Origin of the sequence: Butyricicoccus faecihominis (assembly GCF_024462775.1) — a bacterium.
GTDB lineage: Bacteria > Bacillota > Clostridia > Oscillospirales > Butyricicoccaceae > Agathobaculum > Agathobaculum faecihominis_A.
The window spans coordinates 159,713-177,457 of sequence record NZ_JANGCE010000003.1; the positions used below are offsets into that span (position 1 = coordinate 159,713).

Annotated in this window: 15 protein-coding genes and 1 other annotated feature (1 of these 16 running past the window's edge); of the genes, 10 read left to right on the forward strand and 5 right to left on the reverse strand. The window is 60.3% G+C overall.

From position 1 onward, the window contains the following. Positions 1–144: 144 nt before the first annotated feature. On the reverse strand, positions 145–1,293 hold the full coding sequence (locus NE562_RS03520; protein ID WP_280961009.1) for a glycoside hydrolase family 3 N-terminal domain-containing protein: 1,149 nt from the start codon (positions 1,291–1,293) through the stop codon (positions 145–147). A 109-nt stretch (positions 1,294–1,402) separates the two neighbouring features. Here NE562_RS03520 and gluQRS point away from each other — a divergent pair, with 109 nt between their 5' ends. The 4 genes from gluQRS (at position 1,403) to iolG (ending at position 6,077) form a co-directional block, all read left to right on the forward strand. After that, positions 1,403–2,320 (forward strand): tRNA glutamyl-Q(34) synthetase GluQRS, encoded by a 918-nt coding sequence (gene gluQRS / locus NE562_RS03525; protein ID WP_280961010.1) that lies wholly within the window; start codon positions 1,403–1,405, stop codon positions 2,318–2,320. 270 nt (positions 2,321–2,590) lie between these two features. Next, positions 2,591–3,643 carry a LacI family DNA-binding transcriptional regulator gene (locus tag NE562_RS03530; protein ID WP_280961011.1) on the forward strand — a complete coding sequence of 351 codons (1,053 nt, stop codon included), beginning with the start codon at positions 2,591–2,593 and terminating at the stop codon, positions 3,641–3,643. Positions 3,644–3,986: 343 nt separating this feature from the next. Next, the gene (locus NE562_RS03535) at positions 3,987–5,003 is read left to right on the forward strand and encodes a TIM barrel protein (RefSeq protein WP_280961012.1); all 1,017 of its coding nucleotides are present in this window, start codon (positions 3,987–3,989) and stop codon (positions 5,001–5,003) included. A gap of 63 nt (positions 5,004–5,066) precedes the next feature. Then, a complete protein-coding gene (gene iolG / locus NE562_RS03540) occupies positions 5,067–6,077 on the forward strand; it encodes an inositol 2-dehydrogenase (protein ID WP_280961013.1) in 1,011 nt (336 codons plus the stop codon). Between the two features lie 80 nt (positions 6,078–6,157). On the opposite strand, the gene NE562_RS03545 is transcribed toward iolG, so the two are convergent. After that, the gene (locus NE562_RS03545; protein ID WP_280961014.1) at positions 6,158–7,807 is read right to left on the reverse strand and encodes a M56 family metallopeptidase; all 1,650 of its coding nucleotides are present in this window, start codon (positions 7,805–7,807) and stop codon (positions 6,158–6,160) included. Beyond that, a complete protein-coding gene (locus NE562_RS03550; protein WP_280961015.1) occupies positions 7,791–8,183 on the reverse strand; it encodes a BlaI/MecI/CopY family transcriptional regulator in 393 nt (130 codons plus the stop codon). Before NE562_RS03550 ends, NE562_RS03545 begins: the two co-directional genes overlap by 17 nt. Positions 8,184–9,063: 880 nt before the next feature. Here NE562_RS03550 and NE562_RS03555 point away from each other — a divergent pair. The 4 genes from NE562_RS03555 (at position 9,064) to NE562_RS03570 (ending at position 14,140) form a co-directional block, all read left to right on the forward strand. After that, entirely contained in the window at positions 9,064–10,191 is a 1,128-nt protein-coding gene (locus tag NE562_RS03555; protein ID WP_280961016.1) for a Gfo/Idh/MocA family protein, read from the forward strand. Positions 10,192–10,205: 14 nt separating this feature from the next. Then, positions 10,206–11,084, forward strand: a complete 879-nt coding sequence (locus tag NE562_RS03560) for a sugar phosphate isomerase/epimerase family protein (protein ID WP_280961017.1) — start codon at positions 10,206–10,208, stop codon at positions 11,082–11,084. Between the two features lie 171 nt (positions 11,085–11,255). Then, positions 11,256–12,857: a solute:sodium symporter family transporter gene (locus tag NE562_RS03565; protein ID WP_280961018.1), complete on the forward strand. Its 1,602-nt coding sequence runs from the start codon at positions 11,256–11,258 to the stop codon at positions 12,855–12,857. A 308-nt stretch (positions 12,858–13,165) separates the two neighbouring features. Further along, entirely contained in the window at positions 13,166–14,140 is a 975-nt protein-coding gene (locus NE562_RS03570) for a sugar ABC transporter substrate-binding protein (RefSeq protein ID WP_280961019.1), read from the forward strand. Between the two features lie 603 nt (positions 14,141–14,743). Here the strand turns inward: NE562_RS03570 and NE562_RS03575 are convergent. Then, on the reverse strand, positions 14,744–15,577 hold the full coding sequence (locus NE562_RS03575; protein ID WP_280961020.1) for an AraC family transcriptional regulator: 834 nt from the start codon (positions 15,575–15,577) through the stop codon (positions 14,744–14,746). 79 nt (positions 15,578–15,656) lie between these two features. Further along, positions 15,657–16,154 carry a thiol peroxidase gene (tpx, locus tag NE562_RS03580; RefSeq protein WP_280961021.1) on the reverse strand — a complete coding sequence of 166 codons (498 nt, stop codon included), beginning with the start codon at positions 16,152–16,154 and terminating at the stop codon, positions 15,657–15,659. 149 nt (positions 16,155–16,303) lie between these two features. On the opposite strand from tpx, the gene NE562_RS03585 reads away from it, so the two are divergent. Both NE562_RS03585 and NE562_RS03590 read left to right on the forward strand, forming a co-directional pair. Then, positions 16,304–17,341: an SPFH domain-containing protein gene (locus NE562_RS03585; protein ID WP_280961022.1), complete on the forward strand. Its 1,038-nt coding sequence runs from the start codon at positions 16,304–16,306 to the stop codon at positions 17,339–17,341. 36 nt (positions 17,342–17,377) lie between these two features. Further along, a complete protein-coding gene (locus NE562_RS03590) occupies positions 17,378–17,551 on the forward strand; it encodes a TA system antitoxin ParD family protein (protein WP_280961023.1) in 174 nt (57 codons plus the stop codon). A gap of 112 nt (positions 17,552–17,663) precedes the next feature. Continuing rightward, positions 17,664–17,745: a binding site (T-box leader), on the forward strand (it continues 179 nt past the right edge of the window).

Consider the following 17,745-nt stretch of genomic DNA (forward strand, 5'->3'; position numbering starts at 1 on the left):
GATAAACCAATCATACCTGTGGGTCATGTGCAGGAAACATAAAACGGGTGACCTGCGGTTGTCTCAGGGCGTCAAAGAACCCCTCGCGCCGCGGCGCGAGGGGTTCTTTGACACGCGGTCCCATGACTTGTGGAGAAAACTTCTTTATGCTTCGATCAGCCCCAAATCCATTTTCCAGCGGATGACGCGCAGGGCGGCGGCGCGAATCTGCGACTGGTCCAGCTCGCCCGAAGAGAGGGCGGCCAGCACCGCGTCATACTGCGTGACAAAATCCGAGGAAATGAGCATATCGTTGCCCGCTTTGACGGCGAGAACAGCGGCGTCCGCGCCGTCCGTATATTCTGTGATCGCATCCATGATCAGGTCGTCGGTCATAGCGACGCCGTCAAACGCAAGCTCGCGTCTGAGCAGCTCATGCACGGCGGGGGAGAGGGAGGCGGGCAGGTTGGGGTCAACGTTGGTGATGACGTTGTGGCAGACCAGCACCGCGCCCGCGCCCGCCTGAATGCCGCTTGCAAACGGCACGAAATCGCCGTCGCGGAACCCGGCGAGCGGGCGCTCGTCAATCGCGATACCGGTGTGCGTATCGATATTGGAGCCGTAGCCGGGGAAGTGCTTGAGCACCGCGCCCATGTTATCCGCCCGCATTTGGCGCACAACGGTTTTGACATAATCCCCAGTCTCGGTGGCCGCCTGCCCAAAGGAGCGGGCGTTGATGAAATCGCCGGGATCGGTCGAAACGTCGCACACGGGCGCGAGGTTTACGTTGACGCCGATCGAGGAAAGCAGCGCGTCCTTTTCCTTGGTGTCGCTGGTGATCAGCTCCATGCCGCCCTCGCGGTAGAGCGCCTGCGGCGACAGGAACTTGCCCGCGCGGAAATTGGGGTTCGAGCTGACGCGGACCACCGTGCCGCCTTCCTCGTCCACGCCGATCAGCATGGGCGTTTTCACGGCGGCCTGATAGCTTGCGATGGTCTCCGTCACCGAAGCGGGCGTTTGCCCTTCAAAATCGCGGCCAAACAGGATATAGCCGCCGATGTTGTATTGCCCCGCGAGCGCGGCGGCTTCGGTTTCCGGGCAGCGCGCAAAGAACATCTGCGCGACCTGCTCCTCGGCGGACAGGCTGTCCACATAGGTTTCCGCCGGGTCGGCCGGCGGTTCGGGGGCGGGCGGGATATCGGTGGTTTGCTGGTTTTCCGCCTGCGGGGGCGTATCCTCTCCGGTCGCGGCGGGCTTGCCGCAGGCGCCGAGACAAACCAGCGCCAGCGCAAGGCAAAGCAGTCTTTTCTTCATATGGATTCTTCCTCCTAAAACAGTATTTTTATTATACACGGTGTGCGCCGCCATTGCAAAGCCTATCACATATATGGTAAGATAGGGGACGAATAGGGGGAGAGGGACCTTGGAAACGATAGGCCGGTTTGCGCCCAGCCCGAGCGGGCGCATGCATCTGGGCAATGTGCTGTGCGCGCTGCTCGCGTGGCTGTCGGCGCGCAGGCAGGGCGGCGCGTATCTGCTTCGCATCGAGGATCTGGACACCATGCGCTGCCCGCGCAGCTTTGCGGAGCTGATTCTAGACGATCTGCGCTGGCTCGGTCTGGACACGGATGGCGAGGTGCTTTACCAATCCGAACGCACGGCAATCTATGAAGAATACGAAGCGATCCTGCGCGAAAAAGGGCTGCTGTACCCGTGTTTTTGCTCGCGCGCCGCGCTGCACGCGGCGTCCGCGCCCCATCTTTCCGATGGCCGCGTGGTGTACGCGGGCACCTGCCGTGCACTGACCGGGGCCGAGGCGGCGGAAAAACGGAAAACCCGCGCGCCCGCGACCCGCGTGCGCGTGCCCCATGAAACGATCTCGTTTACGGACGGCGTATACGGCCCCTACCGGGAAGCGCTGGCCGAGGAATGCGGCGATTTTATCATTCGCCGGTCGGACGGCGTGTTTGCCTACCAGCTTGCCGTTACCGTGGACGACGCACTGTCCGGCGTGACCGAGGTGGTGCGCGGAAGCGACCTGATCTCCTCCACACCGCGCCAGATCTGGCTGCACCGGCTGTTCGGCTTTGCGCCGCCCGCGTTTGTGCATATCCCGCTGCTGTGCGATCGGGACGGACGGCGGCTGTCCAAGCGGGATGAGGATCTCGACCTCGGCCTGCTGCGGCGGCGCTACAGGCCCGAGCAGGTGGTGGGCTGGCTGGCTTTTGCCGCCGGGCTGACCGATTCGCCGGAGCCGGTCGCGGCGCGCGAATTGATCGGCGATTTTTCATGGGAGCGCGTGCCGCGGCACGAACTGCGCTTGCCCGATTTGATAGGCTGAATGAAAGACCGGTGCGCTGCAAAATAAAAGAATGCTCCAAGCCCTTGTCATTCTGAGGAGCGAAGCGACGAAGAATCTCGCGCGAACGCGCGGATTTTACGTGAATTCCGCGCGTTCGCGCGAGATTCTTCACTTCGTTCAGAATGACATATGGAAAATCTTTTATTTTGCAGCGCACCGATTTTTTTTCCCAAAAAGAAGCGAAGAGGGTCTGTGCAAACACACAATTCTGTGCTATACTAGAAAAAACGGAGCAAAGCGGGTGAGACCATGGGGAAGAGACCGACGATCCTAATGGTTGCCGAGCGCGCGGGCGTATCGCGCGGCACGGTGGATCGGGTGATTAACGGCCGCGCTTATGTGCGCGGCGACGTGCGGGAACGGGTGATGCAGGCCATGCGGGAGGTCGGCTATGTGCCGCTGCGCATGGATAAGGCGCAGGCGCTTGGCATGGTGCCCGCGGCAAGACCGCTGACGCTGGGCGTGCTGCTGCCCGATTGGAGCGGCCACTTTTTAAAAGAGGTGACCATGGGCATCGAGGAAGCGCGCCGCCTGCTCGCGGATTTCGGCGTGCGCATTCTGGTGGACCAGTGCGAGACCGAAATACCGGACGAATGCTTGGAAAAGCTCGACAAGCTGCTCGCCGCGGGCGCGGAGGGCGTGGCCCTGTGCACCAAGGACCACCCGGCTATCCGCGCGCGAATCGACGAGCTGGCCGAACGCGGCGTGCCGGTCGTCACCTTCAATTCCGACGTGCCGATCAGCCGCCGGGTGTGCTTTGTCGGGCAGGATGTGCCGCGCAGCGGCAGAGTCGCGGGCGAATTGATGAGCAAATGCGTGCCGCCCGGCAGCCGGGTGCTGGCCGCCGTGGGCAATTTGGAGTTTGACGGACACAAGCAGCGGCTGATGGGCTTTTTGGACCAGATGGAAGAGCGCGGCTTTGCCCGTGAACAGATCGAGGTTGTGCAGACCTATAATGATTTTGCCATGAGCTATGAGCGCGTGCGCGGCGCGCTGCGCCGCCTGCCCGATATCGCGGGCGTTTACATGGCCAACCATTCGGTAACCGGCTGCGCCGAAGCCATCCGGGAGGAAGGGCGGCAGGGGCAGATTCGCGTGGTCAGCCACGATGTGACGGGCGGTTCGCGCCGCCTGCTGCGCGACGGCGCGCTGGATTTTGTCATCGCGCAGGATCTGCGGCGGCAGGGCTACCGCCCGCTGACGCTTTTGTACGACCTGCTGCGCCGCGAGGAACAGCCGGGCGAGCTGAGCGAATCGCCGAGCCTGCGCATCGTATGCTCGCAGAATCTGGATGATAATTGACCGGCCTTTTCTGTGCTTTTTCCTGTGAAAAGCACAGAAAAAAGCACAGGCGGCCGCGCCGCCCGGACGGAAAAAAATTTAAAAGCGCCGCGCGCGGAACGAAAAAACATATCGCGCGTAAAACCGTCGGAATATCGTCGATATTCGGCGGTTTTTGTCATATAATCGACGCTATTGCACAATCAGCCAAAAAAGTGGCCGCCGGTTTGTGCGAAATAAAGTATTGACAAATCGTGTGTGCGAAAATATAATAAAGATGCAAAAGCACAGAAGGGCGAATGACCGAGCATTCGTCTTTCAAGGGAACGGATGAACGCGCGCTTTCGCCCACCGCCGACAGGGAATGACCGAGCATTTCCGAACCGGCGCGCGGCGCGGGCAAGCGGAGATCCGCCGGTTCGGAAGAACGGATGACCGAGCATCCGCACGGACGAAGGGCAGGTTTGACCGAGCAAACCGGCCCCCCATCCGGCAGGTGCTCGTGCATTTTCCCTTTATGGAGGAAAACCAATCACCCGGCGATCGCCGCGGCCCAAAGCCGCCCGGTCCCAACGTCAAAAAGGAGGAAGAACATATGAAACTCATGCGTTCGGCTTGCATCGAACCGATGTACTCTGAAATCCCCTTCCTTGATCGTTTTCAGGCGGCCAAGGACGACGGCTTTGAATTTGTTGAGTTTTGGAGCTGGACCGACAAGGACCTTGACGCGGTCAAGGCCGCGGCTGAAAAGGCGCAGATCGGCATTTCCGGCTTCAACGGCGACGCGGATTTTTCGCTGATCGACCCCACCCATAAGGAAAAGTACTTAGAATTTTTGAAGCAGTCGGTAGCGGCGGCCAAGAAGATCGGCGCGCTGTCCGTTACCATCCACTCCAACGCGCTGGGCGATGGCGGCGTGGTCGTCAACCACTACACCGAACTGTCCGACACCGTCAAGATCTGCTCCATGTACGACATGCTGCTCGAGTGCGCGAAGATCGCGGAGGAAAGCGGCGTCGCCATGAACCTTGAGCCGCTGAACATCACGACCGACCACGTGGGCAACTTCCTCGCGCACACCCAGATGGCCGCCGAGATGACCCGCCTGATCGGCTCCCCCAAGCTGAAGGTGCTGTACGATGTGTACCACATGCAGCTCAACGAAGGCTCGATCTGCGACACGATCGTAAAGAACGTCGACCAGCTCGGCCACATCCACGTGGCCGACGCGCCGGGCCGCCACGAGCCGGGCACGGGCGAGATCAACTACCACAAGGTGTTCGAGTGCCTTGAAAACGCGGGCTACACCGGCAGAGTCGGCTTTGAGCTGTTCCCGCTGACCGATACCAAGACCGCCGCGAAGGCGATCATGTCTTACTAATGCTACTGTCCCGGACAGTTGTAATTTAGACGAACCCATAGAAGAAGAAAGAAGGAAAATGAAATGAAAGTAGGTATTATCGGTGCCGGCCGTATCGGCAAGGTGCACGCGAAGAACATATCGATGTTCGTACCTGAGATGGAGATCAAGACGATCGCCGACCCGTTCATGAACGAGGAGACCGAAAAGTTCGCGAAGCAGTGCGGTATTCCGAATACCACCAAGGACGCGAACGACATCCTGAACGACCCCGAGATCGAAGCCGTTCTCATCTGCTCCTCGACCGACACGCACTCCAAGTACATCATCGAGGCCGCCCACGCGAAGAAGCACATCTTCTGCGAAAAGCCGGTCGATTATGATCTGAACAAGGTGCACGAGGCGATTAACGCCGCGAACGAAGCGGGCGTAAAGCTGCAGATCGGTTTCTGCCGCCGCTTTGACCACAACCACCGCGCCGTGTACGACATGGTACGCGAAGGCAAGGTAGGCAAGGTCAACATCATCAAGATCTCCTCCCGTGATCCCGAGCCGCCCCCGGTATCCTACGTGAAGGTTTCCGGCGGTATCTTCTATGACATGATGATCCATGACTTCGACATGGCGCGCTTTCTGGCGGGCAGCGAGGTCACCGAGGTCAGCGCCATCGGTTCCGTGCTGGTCGATCCCGGCATCGGCGAGGCCGGCGACGTGGATACCGCGCTCGTCACCCTGAAATTTGAGAACGGCGCCATCGGCGTGATCGACAACAGCCGCAAGGCCGTTTACGGTTACGACCAGCGCGTCGAGGTGTTCGGCTCCGAGGGCTGCGCCCAGAACGAGAACGACACCCCCAACACCGCTGTTCTGTCCACCGCGGACGGCGCGGTACACGGCGTGGCCTACAAGGTCATGTGGGATCGCTACACCGGCGCGTTCGTCGCCGAGATGCAAGCGTTTGCCGACGCGATCGCAAACAACAAGGAGACCCCGGTTACCGGCATCGACGGCCTGTACCCGGTGCTGATGGCAGCCGCCGCGACCAAGTCGCTGCATGAGGGCCGCCCGGTCAAGATCTCCGAAGTGGAAGTGTAATTCCTAAAGCTACTCTCAATCTTTCTCTCCTTAATAAAGAGCGCCCCGATCGTGGATACAGCCACGGTCGGGGCGCTTCTTTATGGGTCGCGCGTTTCGGTAAATTCCACGCCCGTGTAACCGGTCAGCGAAATTTGCAGGCGGTTCGCGGCGGCGCCGTTGCGGTAGGTAAAGCCGGTTTCGGTTTTGGTAAAATAATCTGGATATTCCAGCATGTCGTACCGGGTGTATTCCTCTTCCGCCGCAGTGAGCGCAATATCGCTGTTTTGGAATCCGTTCGGGGAGGAAATCTGAATGCCGGAATCGGCGGCGGTGACAAGGATATTGTCCGCCGCGTTTTCGGCTAGGTCGTAGCGGAAGTCGCCGTAGAGCACGTTTACGTTCAGCTCCCGCTGGGCGCCGGGCACATGCAGCTGGACAAAGTCCGTCTCGCCCATCTTGGCGACCTTGCCGGATACGGACACGGCCCACCGGCCGTCGCGCTCGGTCATGCGCACGTCGTAATAAGCGCTGTCGTAGCTTGCGGTGATCTCGTTTTCGGCGGCGGGCAGCAGCTCCACGCCGCCGCTGTAAATGTCCAGATCGATCGGGGGGCTTTGCGCGCCGTCCGGCAGGAGACCGCTGCCGGTCTGCATACCGGCGACGGCCGAACCGCCGGGCGCGGGGGTGGTTTTTCCGGCGGGCGCCGCCGCGTACGCGCCGATCGCCGTCGCGCCGACGCCCAGCGCCAGCGTGATCGCGAGCGCCAGCGCGCCCGCCGCCTTGGAGGGTTTACGATAGTTCATAATCGCTTCCAACCTTTCTTTTAAAAGCGCGCCGCTTTCGCCCAGCGTGACGGAGGAAAGCGAATCCCGATAGCCGCCGCCCGCGCCGACAGCGTGAAGCAGCGTGTCGCCGTAGGCGCGCCGGTTATCGCCGTCCAGCGAGCGGACGACCGCCTCGTCGCAGGCAAGCTCGCACGCGCGGTCTATTTCCCGGGCCATGACGTGGACGAGCGGATTGAACCAGTGCAGGCACAGCGTGAGCTGCACCAGCCATTTATAGAACAGATCGCGCCGCCGGTAGTGCGTCAGCTCGTGCAGCACGGTATAGGAAAAATCCGCTTCCGACAGCGCGGCGGTGGGCAGCACGATGCAGGGCCGGAAAAAACCGATCAGCAGCGGCGAGGAGATCAGGCTGTTCACGCATAGCTCCACGGGTCTTTTCACGCCCGCCCGCTCGCCGAGCAGCGCCAGCCTATCCAGCAGCGCGGGATCGGCTACCGCCGTGTTACCCGCCTTCAAATAGCGCGCAAAGCTCTGATAAATGGTGACCTTGCGAAGAAGCAAAAGCAGCGCGCCCGCCAGCCAGACCGGCCAAAGGTATGGCGTGATCAGCCTGACCGCCCACAAGGCCCGCCGGAGAACGGCGGGGAACGGCGCGGCGGCCCGCGCGCCGCCGCTGTCCGAAACGGCGGGGGCTTCCGGCCGCGGCGCGGGCGTTTGGCTGAGGGAAGGGGAAGGGGCCGTTTGCACGACCGGCAGTCGGCCGCTTTGCTGAAACAGCGTATCCATGGGGCTGCCCTTTGCGCCAAAGGGCAGAAGCAGGCGCAAAATGACCGCCAGCCAGATATAATACTGCCACCGCTTGCCGGCCCGGCCCCGGATCAAGGGTTTTATAAGAAGAAGGAGCAGGATCAGCACCGAGCCGGCGAGCGAAAGCGATAGAACGGTTTTAAGTATCTCGTTCATGGCCGTCACCGCTCCCTTCCCAGAACCGTTTCAGCTCCTCGTAATCCTTTGGGGTGAGCATTTCTTTTTGAATCAGCGTGGAGATCAGGCCCTTGGCGTTGCCCTCGTACAGCTTATCGAGCAGGTCCTTGGTCTGCGCCGCCTGATAATCCGTTTCGGTCACCACCGCGGTGTATTCGTTGCGCCGCCCGATCTTATTGGTTTGCAAAAGCCCCTTGTCGACTAGGCGGGACAGCAGGGTGATGACCGTGTTTTTCTGCCAGCGGTTGCCCGCCGCGGCAAGCTGCTCCATGATGCGGGCGTAAAGCGCCTTGCCGCCCTCCGCCCAGATGATCTTCATGAGCGCAAGCTCGGAATCCGATACCTGTACAGCCATGCTTCTCTACCTCCTAAGATAACGGTTTGTAGTCCTAACCCTAAGATAACACTTTGTAGGCCAAATGTCAACCCAAACAATCTTGGGGCCAATGGCATTTAGTTAAGAAAAGCTGACTCCTATGCGACATAGCGCCGCCCTTTGGGCCTCCCCGTGACGAGGGCATAGGCGTAAACTGAAGCAGCGTATGCATTTAGCGCTCTTTGGGCTTCCCCCGACGAGGGGAAGCTGGCACGGCGAAGCCGTGACTGATGGGGGGCGTAAGAACCATTGGCATTGATGTGCGTGGCTGCCTTAAAGTGCGCCATTCGTTACGCCCCCCATTCGTCACGCGCCTACGGCGCGCGCCACCGCTCGCATATAAATGCCACACCGTGGCAAATAAAGGAGCGAGGGCTACGGCCTCCCCTCGTGGGGGGAAGGCCAAAAAGCGCTCTGTGCGCGCCGTCTCGAAGGGACGTAACACTTACTAAGAAACCATGTCTCTTCGTTCGGCTGTACCAGCCTGTTTGATGCTCTCACTTATCCCGGTGCTTCGCTCTCGGCGCGCCGAGGGCGTCGCGCCCTACATTTTCTGTGCTTGCGTTACCTTTTTCTCTTGCCTGACCTTATCCGCGGTATTTTGTTGACCGGCGCGTTTTTATATACTTTGCCCAATCGTTGGGGGGGCGCGTTGTACAAGCCGTCGAACCCGTTTTGACAGAAAGTAATTTATGTATAGAATAAGAGCATTCGTTGAAATGACAATGCACGAAAAAGGCCGTATAATACAGTCAAACAGAAGAACACGGGGAGAAATAAGAACAAAACCGGCCGGTAGTTCGCCGCGTTCTTTGTGAAAATTAAAATTATCATATAACATTTTTGGGAGGAAATCGTCATGAAGGAAATCAGAATCGGTTTGGTAGGCTCCGGATGGATGGGCAAGGCGCACTCCTCGGCCCTCAAGGACGCGGAAATGCTGTTCGGCCCGGAATACGGCGTGGCTTCGTACGAGATCGTGGCGGACAACAACGAAGCGGCGGCGAAGGCCGCGCAGGAAAAGATCGGCTTTCGCCGCATGAGCACCGATTGGCGCGATGTGGTGACCGATCCGAACGTCGATCTGGTCGACATCGCCACCCCGAATGCGTTCCATTACGACGTGGCCAAGGCCGCGCTGGAAAACGGCAAGAACGTTTACTGCGAAAAGCCGCTCAGCCTGTCCGCGTCGCAGTCGGCCGAGCTGGCAAAGCTTGCAAAGGAAAAGGGCGTGATCAACTACGTCGGTTACAACAATGTGATGAACCCGGCGAACGCTTACGTCAAGGACTTGATCGAATCCGGCGCGCTGGGCAAGATCATGCGCTTCGTCGGCTCGTACGATCAGGATCAGCTGCTCGATGAGAGCCTGCCCCTCGTATGGCGGCATAAGAAGGCGCTGGCGGGCGCGGGCGCGCTGGGCGACCTCGGCTGCCACCTGATGAGCATTTCGCAGTACTTAATGGGCGATGTGAAGAACGTGAACGCGCTGGCCTCCACCGTGTTCCCGAAGCGCCCGGTCGCGCCCGGCTCCACGGAAATGGGCGACGTGGAAAACGAGGATATCATGCAGTTCATGGCGGAGTACGCGAACGGCGCGATCGGCCAGATCTCCTGCTCGCGCGTGGCCACCGGCCGCAAGAACTACCTGTGCTACGAAATTCAGGGCACCAAGGGCACGGTGCGCTACGATTTGGAGCGCATGGGCGAGGTGCAGGTTTACTTCCAAGGCGATAATGAGCGCGACCGCGGCTTCCGCACGGTGCTGCTCAACCCGCTGATGAAGGGCTACAACGCCTTCCAGCCCGCGGGCGGCATCTCCATCGCGTATAACGATATGAAGATTCTGGAGGTTCACGAGCTGTTCTCCGCGATCACCAAGGGCGCGCCCTATGTTTGCGATTTTGAGTTCGGCTATAAGATCGACCGCACCGTTGACGCTGTTCTGGCATCCGCCGAAAAGCGCCAGTGGGTCGAAGTAAAGTAAGGGAGGATATCATTATGTCTATTAAAGTAGGTATCGCGCCCGATTCTTGGGGCGTATGGTTCCCGCAGCACGAAAAGCAGACCCCGTGGCAGCGCTGCATGGATGAAATGCGGCAGGCGGGCTACGACGGCGTCGAGCTTGGCCCTTGGGGCTATTTCCCGAACACCAACCCCGAACTGAAGGACGCGCTGGCCGCGCGCAGCCTTTCGCTGGTCGCGGGCACGGTCGGCGGCGACTTCTTAGACGACGCCTCGATCGACGCGATGTGCGAGACCATTGACGATATCGCGGGCCTGCTCGCGGATTTCCCGGAGGCGCGGTATATCGTGCTGCTGCCCGCCATGTACACCGATTTGGAGACCGGCGCGCCCGTGTGCGACCCCAACCTGACCGACGCGCAGTGGCAAACCTATTGCAAAAACGTGCAGCGCGCGGCCAACCGCGTCGCCACCCACGGCCTGATCGGCGCGTTCCACCCGCATGTGGACTGCCATGTCCAGACCGAGGCGCAGATCGAGCGCCTGCTTCGCGATACCAATGTGATGCTGTGCTTCGATACCGGCCACCATGTCTACGGCGGCGGCGAGCCGGTATCGTTCTACTTAAAGCACGCGGACCGCATCCCCTATATCCATATCAAGGACTGCGACCTTGCGGTAAAGGCCAAGATGGACGCGGAAAAGTGGTCGTTCGCCAAGGCTGTCACCGAGGATATCATGGTGGAGCCGGGCAAGGGCAGCATCGACTTTGCGGGGCTGCACGACGCGCTCGTCGAAAAGGGCTATGACGGCTGGGTCGTCGTCGAACAGGACCTGTTCCCGGTCAAATCCTTTGACGTACCGCTGCCGATCGCGCGCCAAGGCCGTGAAAACCTGAAAAACGCCGGTTTCTAAGCCGCCCGCGCTTGCTAAACACCGCCTGATTCTCATTTCTTCTCTTTCCGTACAGCGCCCCGCATCCCTTAGCCGCTCAAGCGACGAGAGATGCGGGGCGGCTTTATCAGATGGACTGAGAAACTGTTACATTTATGCAAGATACCGTAAGATAAAAGAAGGGGGAAAGCTATGTTTGCACTGATCACCTTTGTCGGGTTCACCGCGCTGGTCGCGCTGATCTCGTGGCTCAAAACCAGAGGGGACAACGTATCCACCAAGGAGGGCTACTTCCTCGCGGGGCGCGGGCTGTCGGGCGTCGTCATCTGCGGCTCGCTGATGATGACCAACCTATCCGCCGAGCAGCTCGTCGGCCGGAACGGACAGGGCTACGCCGCCGGTATGACGGCCATGGGCTGGGAAGCGATCTGCCCGATCGCGCTGACGCTGATGGCGCTGTTCTTTTTGCCGCGCTACCTAAAGCTCGGCGTTACGACCATACCGGAATTTTTGGAAACACGCTACGACCGTAAAACCCGCGTTTTGGTCTCGTTCATTTTTCTGGTGGCCTATATCGTCACCATGCTGCCGCTGGTGCTGTATTCCGGCTCGGTGGTGATGGAGCAGATATTCGGCGTGTCCGAGCTGCTTGGAACCGACCGCTTTGTCGGCATCACGCTGATGTGCGTGGCCCTCGGCGTGATCGGCGGCATTTACGCCATTTTCGGCGGCCTCAAGGCGGTCGCCGTGTCGGATTCGCTGAACGGCGTCATCTTTATCGCGGGCGCGGCGCTGCTGGTGCCCATCCTCGCGTTCGTCGCGCTGGGCGACGGCAGCTTGCTCGAGGGCGTGCGCGCCTTTGCCTTCCATACGCCCAAGGGTCACTTAAATTCCATCAGCCCGGTGGACGCGCTGCCGCCGTACATCCCGTGGCCGATGATGCTGATCGGCTGCACGATCAACCACGTTTCCTACTACTGCACCAACCAGTCGATCATGCAGCGCGTGCTCGGCGCGAAAAGCTTGGCCGAGGCGCAAAAGGGGTCGCTCTTGTCCGGTATTTTGCTGGTGTTCTGCCCGCTGTTTTTGGTGGTGCCGGGCATCATCGCGTTCGTCATGTCAGGCGGCGGCCTGCCCTCGTTCGATCAGGCGTATCCGTGGCTGCTGCTGCAAATTTTGCCCAAACCGCTGGTCGGCTTCTTCGCCGCCGTCATGTTCGGCGCGATTTTATCGTCCTTTAACTCGGTGCTCAACAGCTCGATGACGATGTTCACGCTCGACGTGCTGCCGGTGTTTTCGGGGAAAAAGCGCGATGATTTGCAGCTCATCCGGCTGGCCAAGCGTTTCGGCATCATCCTGTGCCTGCTTTCCATCGCCATCGCGCCGTTTTTGATGTATCTGCCCGCCGGTATCTCCACCTTTCTCAACCAAATGTGGGGCTATTACGGCGTGCCGGTGCTCGCCGTCGCCGTGATGGGTATGCTGAACCGGCGCGTGCCCAATATCGCGCCCAAGGTCACCATCGCCGTGCATATCGTTTGCTATGGGCTGATGATGCGGCTGCTGCCGAACGTGCATTTCCTGTACTTTGAGACCGCGAGCTTTGTGATCGACATTGTGCTGCTGGCGCTGTTCGCGAAATTTTATCCGCGCCCGGCGGCTTATGAGCTGCGCACGGATCAAAGCGCCATCGATATGACCCCGTGGAAATATCGCTACCCGGTCATTGCCGTGACCTTCGCCGTCATGGCCGGTATGTACGCGCTGTTTTCGCCCATCGGTCTCGCCCGTTAGGGGCGCGCGAAAAACCGCCTTTGCCCGCCGGGCGAAGCGCGGTTTTTTTTGTGCTACCAAGCGCTTTGGGAACTTTGAACAAGCGGTGAAACGCTTTGTTGTACATGTCGCATAAGCGGGAGAAACACAAAGTAATTTATGTATAGAATAGGGGCGCTGAATGAAATGACAACCACGCTCCGGGGCGGTATAATACAGTCAATCAGAGGAACAAGGGGCGAATGGAGAACAAAACCGGCCGGTTTTGCGCCGTGTTCCGCGAGAGGAAGAAAGATGATCCCGTGAGATTTTAAGGAGGAAAAAAGCACATGAAAAAAAGAACATTATCCGCGCTGCTCGCGGCGGCGATGGCATTCTCCCTTTCGGCCTGCGGCGACCAGCCCGATCAGGCGGACCCCGCGGCGGACGGCGCGGCGGAGGGCAAGACGACCGTCGGCTTTGTGGTAAAGGCGCTGGACGATCCGTATTGGATGCTGATGAAGGCGGGCGCGGAGGACAAGGCGGCCGAGCTTGGCGTGGAAGTGAAATTCATCGCCCCCAATTCGGAAAGCGACGTGCAGGGGCAGGTAACCAGCATTGAAAACCTGATCGGCAACGGCATCAACGCGCTGTGCTGCGCGCCGTCCTCGCCGGACGCGGTGCTCCCCGTGTTTGAGCGCGCCGACAAGGCGGGCATTCCCGTGCTGGCCGTGGACACGGATACGACCTTCGCGGGCAAAAAGACGTTCATCGGCACCGGCAACGAATCGGCCGCCAAGCTGGGCGGCGCGTACGTCGCGGAGCAGCTGGGCGAGGGCAAGAACGCGGTCATCATCCGCGGCCGCTTGGGCGATACCACGCACGACGAGCGCGAAGCGGGCTACCGCGCCGCGCTGGAAGAAGCGGGCTGGACGATCATCGAGGTAAAGGCGGCCGATTCGGACGCGGAAAAGGCGATGAACATCACGCAGGACATCATCCAGCGCTATGACAATATCGACGCGATTCTGGCCACGGCGGATCATATGGCGCAGGGCGCGCAGCGCGCGATCGAGGCCGCCGGGAGCGACATCGCGGTGCTGGGCTTCAACGGTTCGGCTTCGGCTGTCGAGCTGGTGCTGCAAGGCAAAATGCTGGGCAGCGTCGCGCAGGCCCCGTATGAAATGGGCGCTTCGGGCGTGGAAAACGCGGTAAAGGCCGCGAAGGGCGAAACGCTGGAAACGCGCATCGAGACCGGCGCGGAGGTCATCACCGCGGAAAACGGGCAGGCCTATCTGGACGAAATCAGCGAACTGAGCAAGTAAATAATGCAGAAGCGGCGTTCCCAGCCGATGGGGAACGCCGCTTTTGCTCGTTGGAGGGGAGGCTCGCTTCGCTCGCGATATGATGCGCGGCGGTAGCCGCGGAGGTACGTCGCGCCGCCCGGCGCTGTCGTAAATGAGCGATCACGCACCGAGGCAGTAGGGCGGGCTGACCGCAGCCCGCCGAGCGCGAAGCACCCGGGTGTGTGGGCGCGCAAAACAGGCCGGTTCGGCCGAGCGGAGTAACCCGTCCACTGAATCCCTAGGCACCCGAAATTGCACGCCGCAACTTATACGCAAAACAACAGGGCGGCAAACGCTGTCCAAGTCAGGGGCAAGGGAAAGCGTGGAAGTCAAGAGGGCGAGGAAACCGTTAGGTGTCCTCTCCCTTTTGCCCCTGCGCCGGGCGGCGCACTATGAATAGCGAAGCGCTGGGCCACGCACATCATGAACGCACGCCCTTACGCCCCCCATTCGTCACGCGCCTACGGCGCGCGCCACCTTCCCCTCGTGGGGGGAAGGCCAGAAAACGGTCTTTGCCCCCGCGCATTGCTTAAGTTGACGCATATGCCCTCGTCGGGGGAAGCCCAAATCATGCACACCGCGTTAAAACTGCACCCGCCGAAATTCGGAGGGCGTCATGCCGTTGCTTTTGCGGAAGGCGCGGGCAAAGTGCGAAGCGCTGTTAAAGCCGCATTGCTCCGCGATCTGCTCGATGGAAAGCGGCTGCGCCACCAAAAGCTGCTTGGCCTGTTTCAGGCGGTAGGATAGCAGGTATTCGTGCGGCGTGCAGCCCGCGTACTTGCGGAAGCAGCGGATAAAGTGCGAGGTGCTCAGGCGGCACAGGGCCGAAAGCTCGCTCAGCTCCACCGGCTCCGCAAAGTGTTCGTCGATATGGCGGATGGCGGGGTAAAGCAGCGCCGACATGGCGACGGCGTGCTCCTCCGGCGCGGCGAGCTTGCTCAATATGCGGTGCAGGTTCAGCGAGATCTGGTGCTCGTCCGTCGGGGTGGACTGGGCGGCGGCGATCACGGTCTCGAAGCTCTGGCGCAGCGCGGGGATGCGCTCGCCGGAAAAGACGATGCCGCTCTGCTCGATCAGGTAGCGGGTGTAGGGCGCGCTCGCGTTCCCGTAAAAGTGCAGCCAAAGAAATTCCGCCCCCTCCGAGCAGTAGTAGCGGTGCGGGCGGCGGCAGTCCAGCAGTACGATCTCGCCCGCGGAGGCGGCGTCGCGCCGCCCTTCGGCCTCCAAATGGAGCGAGCCGCCGCACATATACACCAGCAGGAACAGCTCAAGGTGCTCGCGCGCGATGTTGTACCCGTCGGTGCAGTAAAAGTGGCCGAACTGCGGGCAATAGTACAACGCGCTTTTGGCAAAGTCCGATGGAATGGAAAAATCCATAAAGGAGGTTCCCAGCACGCCGGTATCGACGATTTTCAAAGCGTATCCCTTCTTTCGGCGGCAATTATGGATAGCTTTATTATACGGGCTTTGCGCGGCGCGCGCAAGCGGTTTTCCGTTAAACGAACTGCGTTTTCAGGCAGCCGATCGCGGCGGCATAATCCGGGTGGTCGGCCACCTCGGGCACATACTCCGCGTAAGCGATTTGGCCCGATTGGTTGACGATAAAGACCGCGCGGGTCAGCAGGCCCAGCTCCTCCAGCCGGGTGCCGGTGGCGCGGCCAAAGCTATGGTCCTTATAATCGGACAGCACGCGCACGTTTTTCACGCCCGCCGCGCCGCACCAGCGCGCGGCGGCAAAGGGCAGGTCCATGCTCACCGCGAAAACCGAAACGCCGGGCAGCGCGGCGGCCTCCTCGTTAAAGCGGCGCACCTCCGCGTCGCACACGTCGGTATCGAGCGAGGGAACGGTCAGAAAAACGCGCACGCCCGCAAGCGCGGCGCCGCGCACGGTGGCGAGCGACGAATCGGTCAGCGCAAAATCGGGCATGGCGTCGCCCACGCGAAGCGGCTTGCCGGTAAGCGCGACGGGTTTTCCCTTGAATGTGATATCCATGGCGGATCATCTCCTTACTTTTTTAAAAGTATGTCCAGTTCGGCGTAAATTTGTGCGCGCGCAAATATTTGTTTTTTCCCTATTGACAACGGGCCATCATAGGAATATTATAGTGATATCAAAATGATATTAGAAACGAGGGATAAACAATGGTACAACATGATGGGCGGTACGAGGAAAAGCTCCTGAAAGCGCCGAACGGTCTTGCCGTGCTGTTTCTCAATATTTTGCTGATGATCGTTACGGTCGGCGGCATGGTATGGGGCGGTTTTTTGGTCGGCGGCGGGTCGAAGGGTCTGGTCGCGTGGGGCGTTGTGCTTCTGGTGGTATGCATTCTGTACTGGTGCCTGCCGTGCTGGCTGATCTTCGCGGGCGTGAAGGTTTTAAAGCCGAACGAAGCGCTGGTGCTCACCCTGTTCGGCAAGTACATCGGCACGCTCAAGGGCGAAGGCATCTTCTTTGTCAATCCGTTCTGCTCGGCGGTCAACCCGGCGGCGGAATCCGCTTTGGCCGCGGCGGCGGAGGAAGTAGCGGAGGCGGCCTCGCGCGGCGGCAAAACCACCACGACCGGCAAGCTCGGCACGAGCGCGCAGCGCGGCAAGCGCCTGTCGCTCAAGACCATGACGCTCAATAACGATAAGCAGAAGATCAACGATCTGCTCGGCAACCCGATCATCATCGGCATTGCGGTCATTTGGCGCATCGAGGACACGGCCAAGGCGGTGTTCGCGGTGGATAATTACCGCGAGTTCCTTTCCATTCAGTGCGACGCGGCGCTGCGCAACACCGTGCGCCTGTATCCGTACGACGTTTCCGAATCGGGCGATGAAAAGAGCCTGCGCGGTTCGGCGCAGGAGATCGCCGCCGTGCTGGCCGAGGAAATTCAAAAGCGCGTGGACTGCGCGGGCCTGCGCATCGAGGAAGCGCGCATCACCACCTTGGCTTACGCGCCCGAGATCGCCGCCGCCATGCTGCAGCGCCAGCAGGCGAGCGCCGTGATTGACGCGCGCAAGATGATCGTCGAGGGCGCGGTCGGCATGGTCGAAATGGCGCTGGGCCAGCTTTCCGAAAAAGAGGTTTGCGAGCTGGACGACGAACGCCGCGCGCAAATGGTATCCAACCTGATGGTGGTGCTGTGCGCCAATAAGGAAGCCCAGCCTATTGTCAATTCGGGCAGTATCTATTAAAATAGAAGCAGGTTTTAAAGAAAGGGGTGGAACGCCGTGGCGGACAAGGAAAAAGCAAAAAAACAGGTGCCGCTGCGGCTTTCCGCCTCGCTGTACGACGAGATCGCCCGTTGGGCCGAGGATGAGTTCCGCTCGGTCAACGGGCAGATCGAATTTCTGCTGACGGAGGCCGTGCGCCGCCGCAAAAAGGGCAAGCAGCAGGACGAATGAAGGCGGGCGCGGCGCGGGGCCCGGCGGCGGCGCGAGGGACCCGCTGCAAAAAAATATCAAATTTGCGCTTGACAAATTATCACGCCGGGCATATACTGTGAAACAGAACAAAGCAAAACCGCAGAGCAGGAGTAAGTAAGAACGAAACCGCGCGTTTCAGAGAGCCGCCCGTTTGGTGCGAGGGCAGCCGTGAA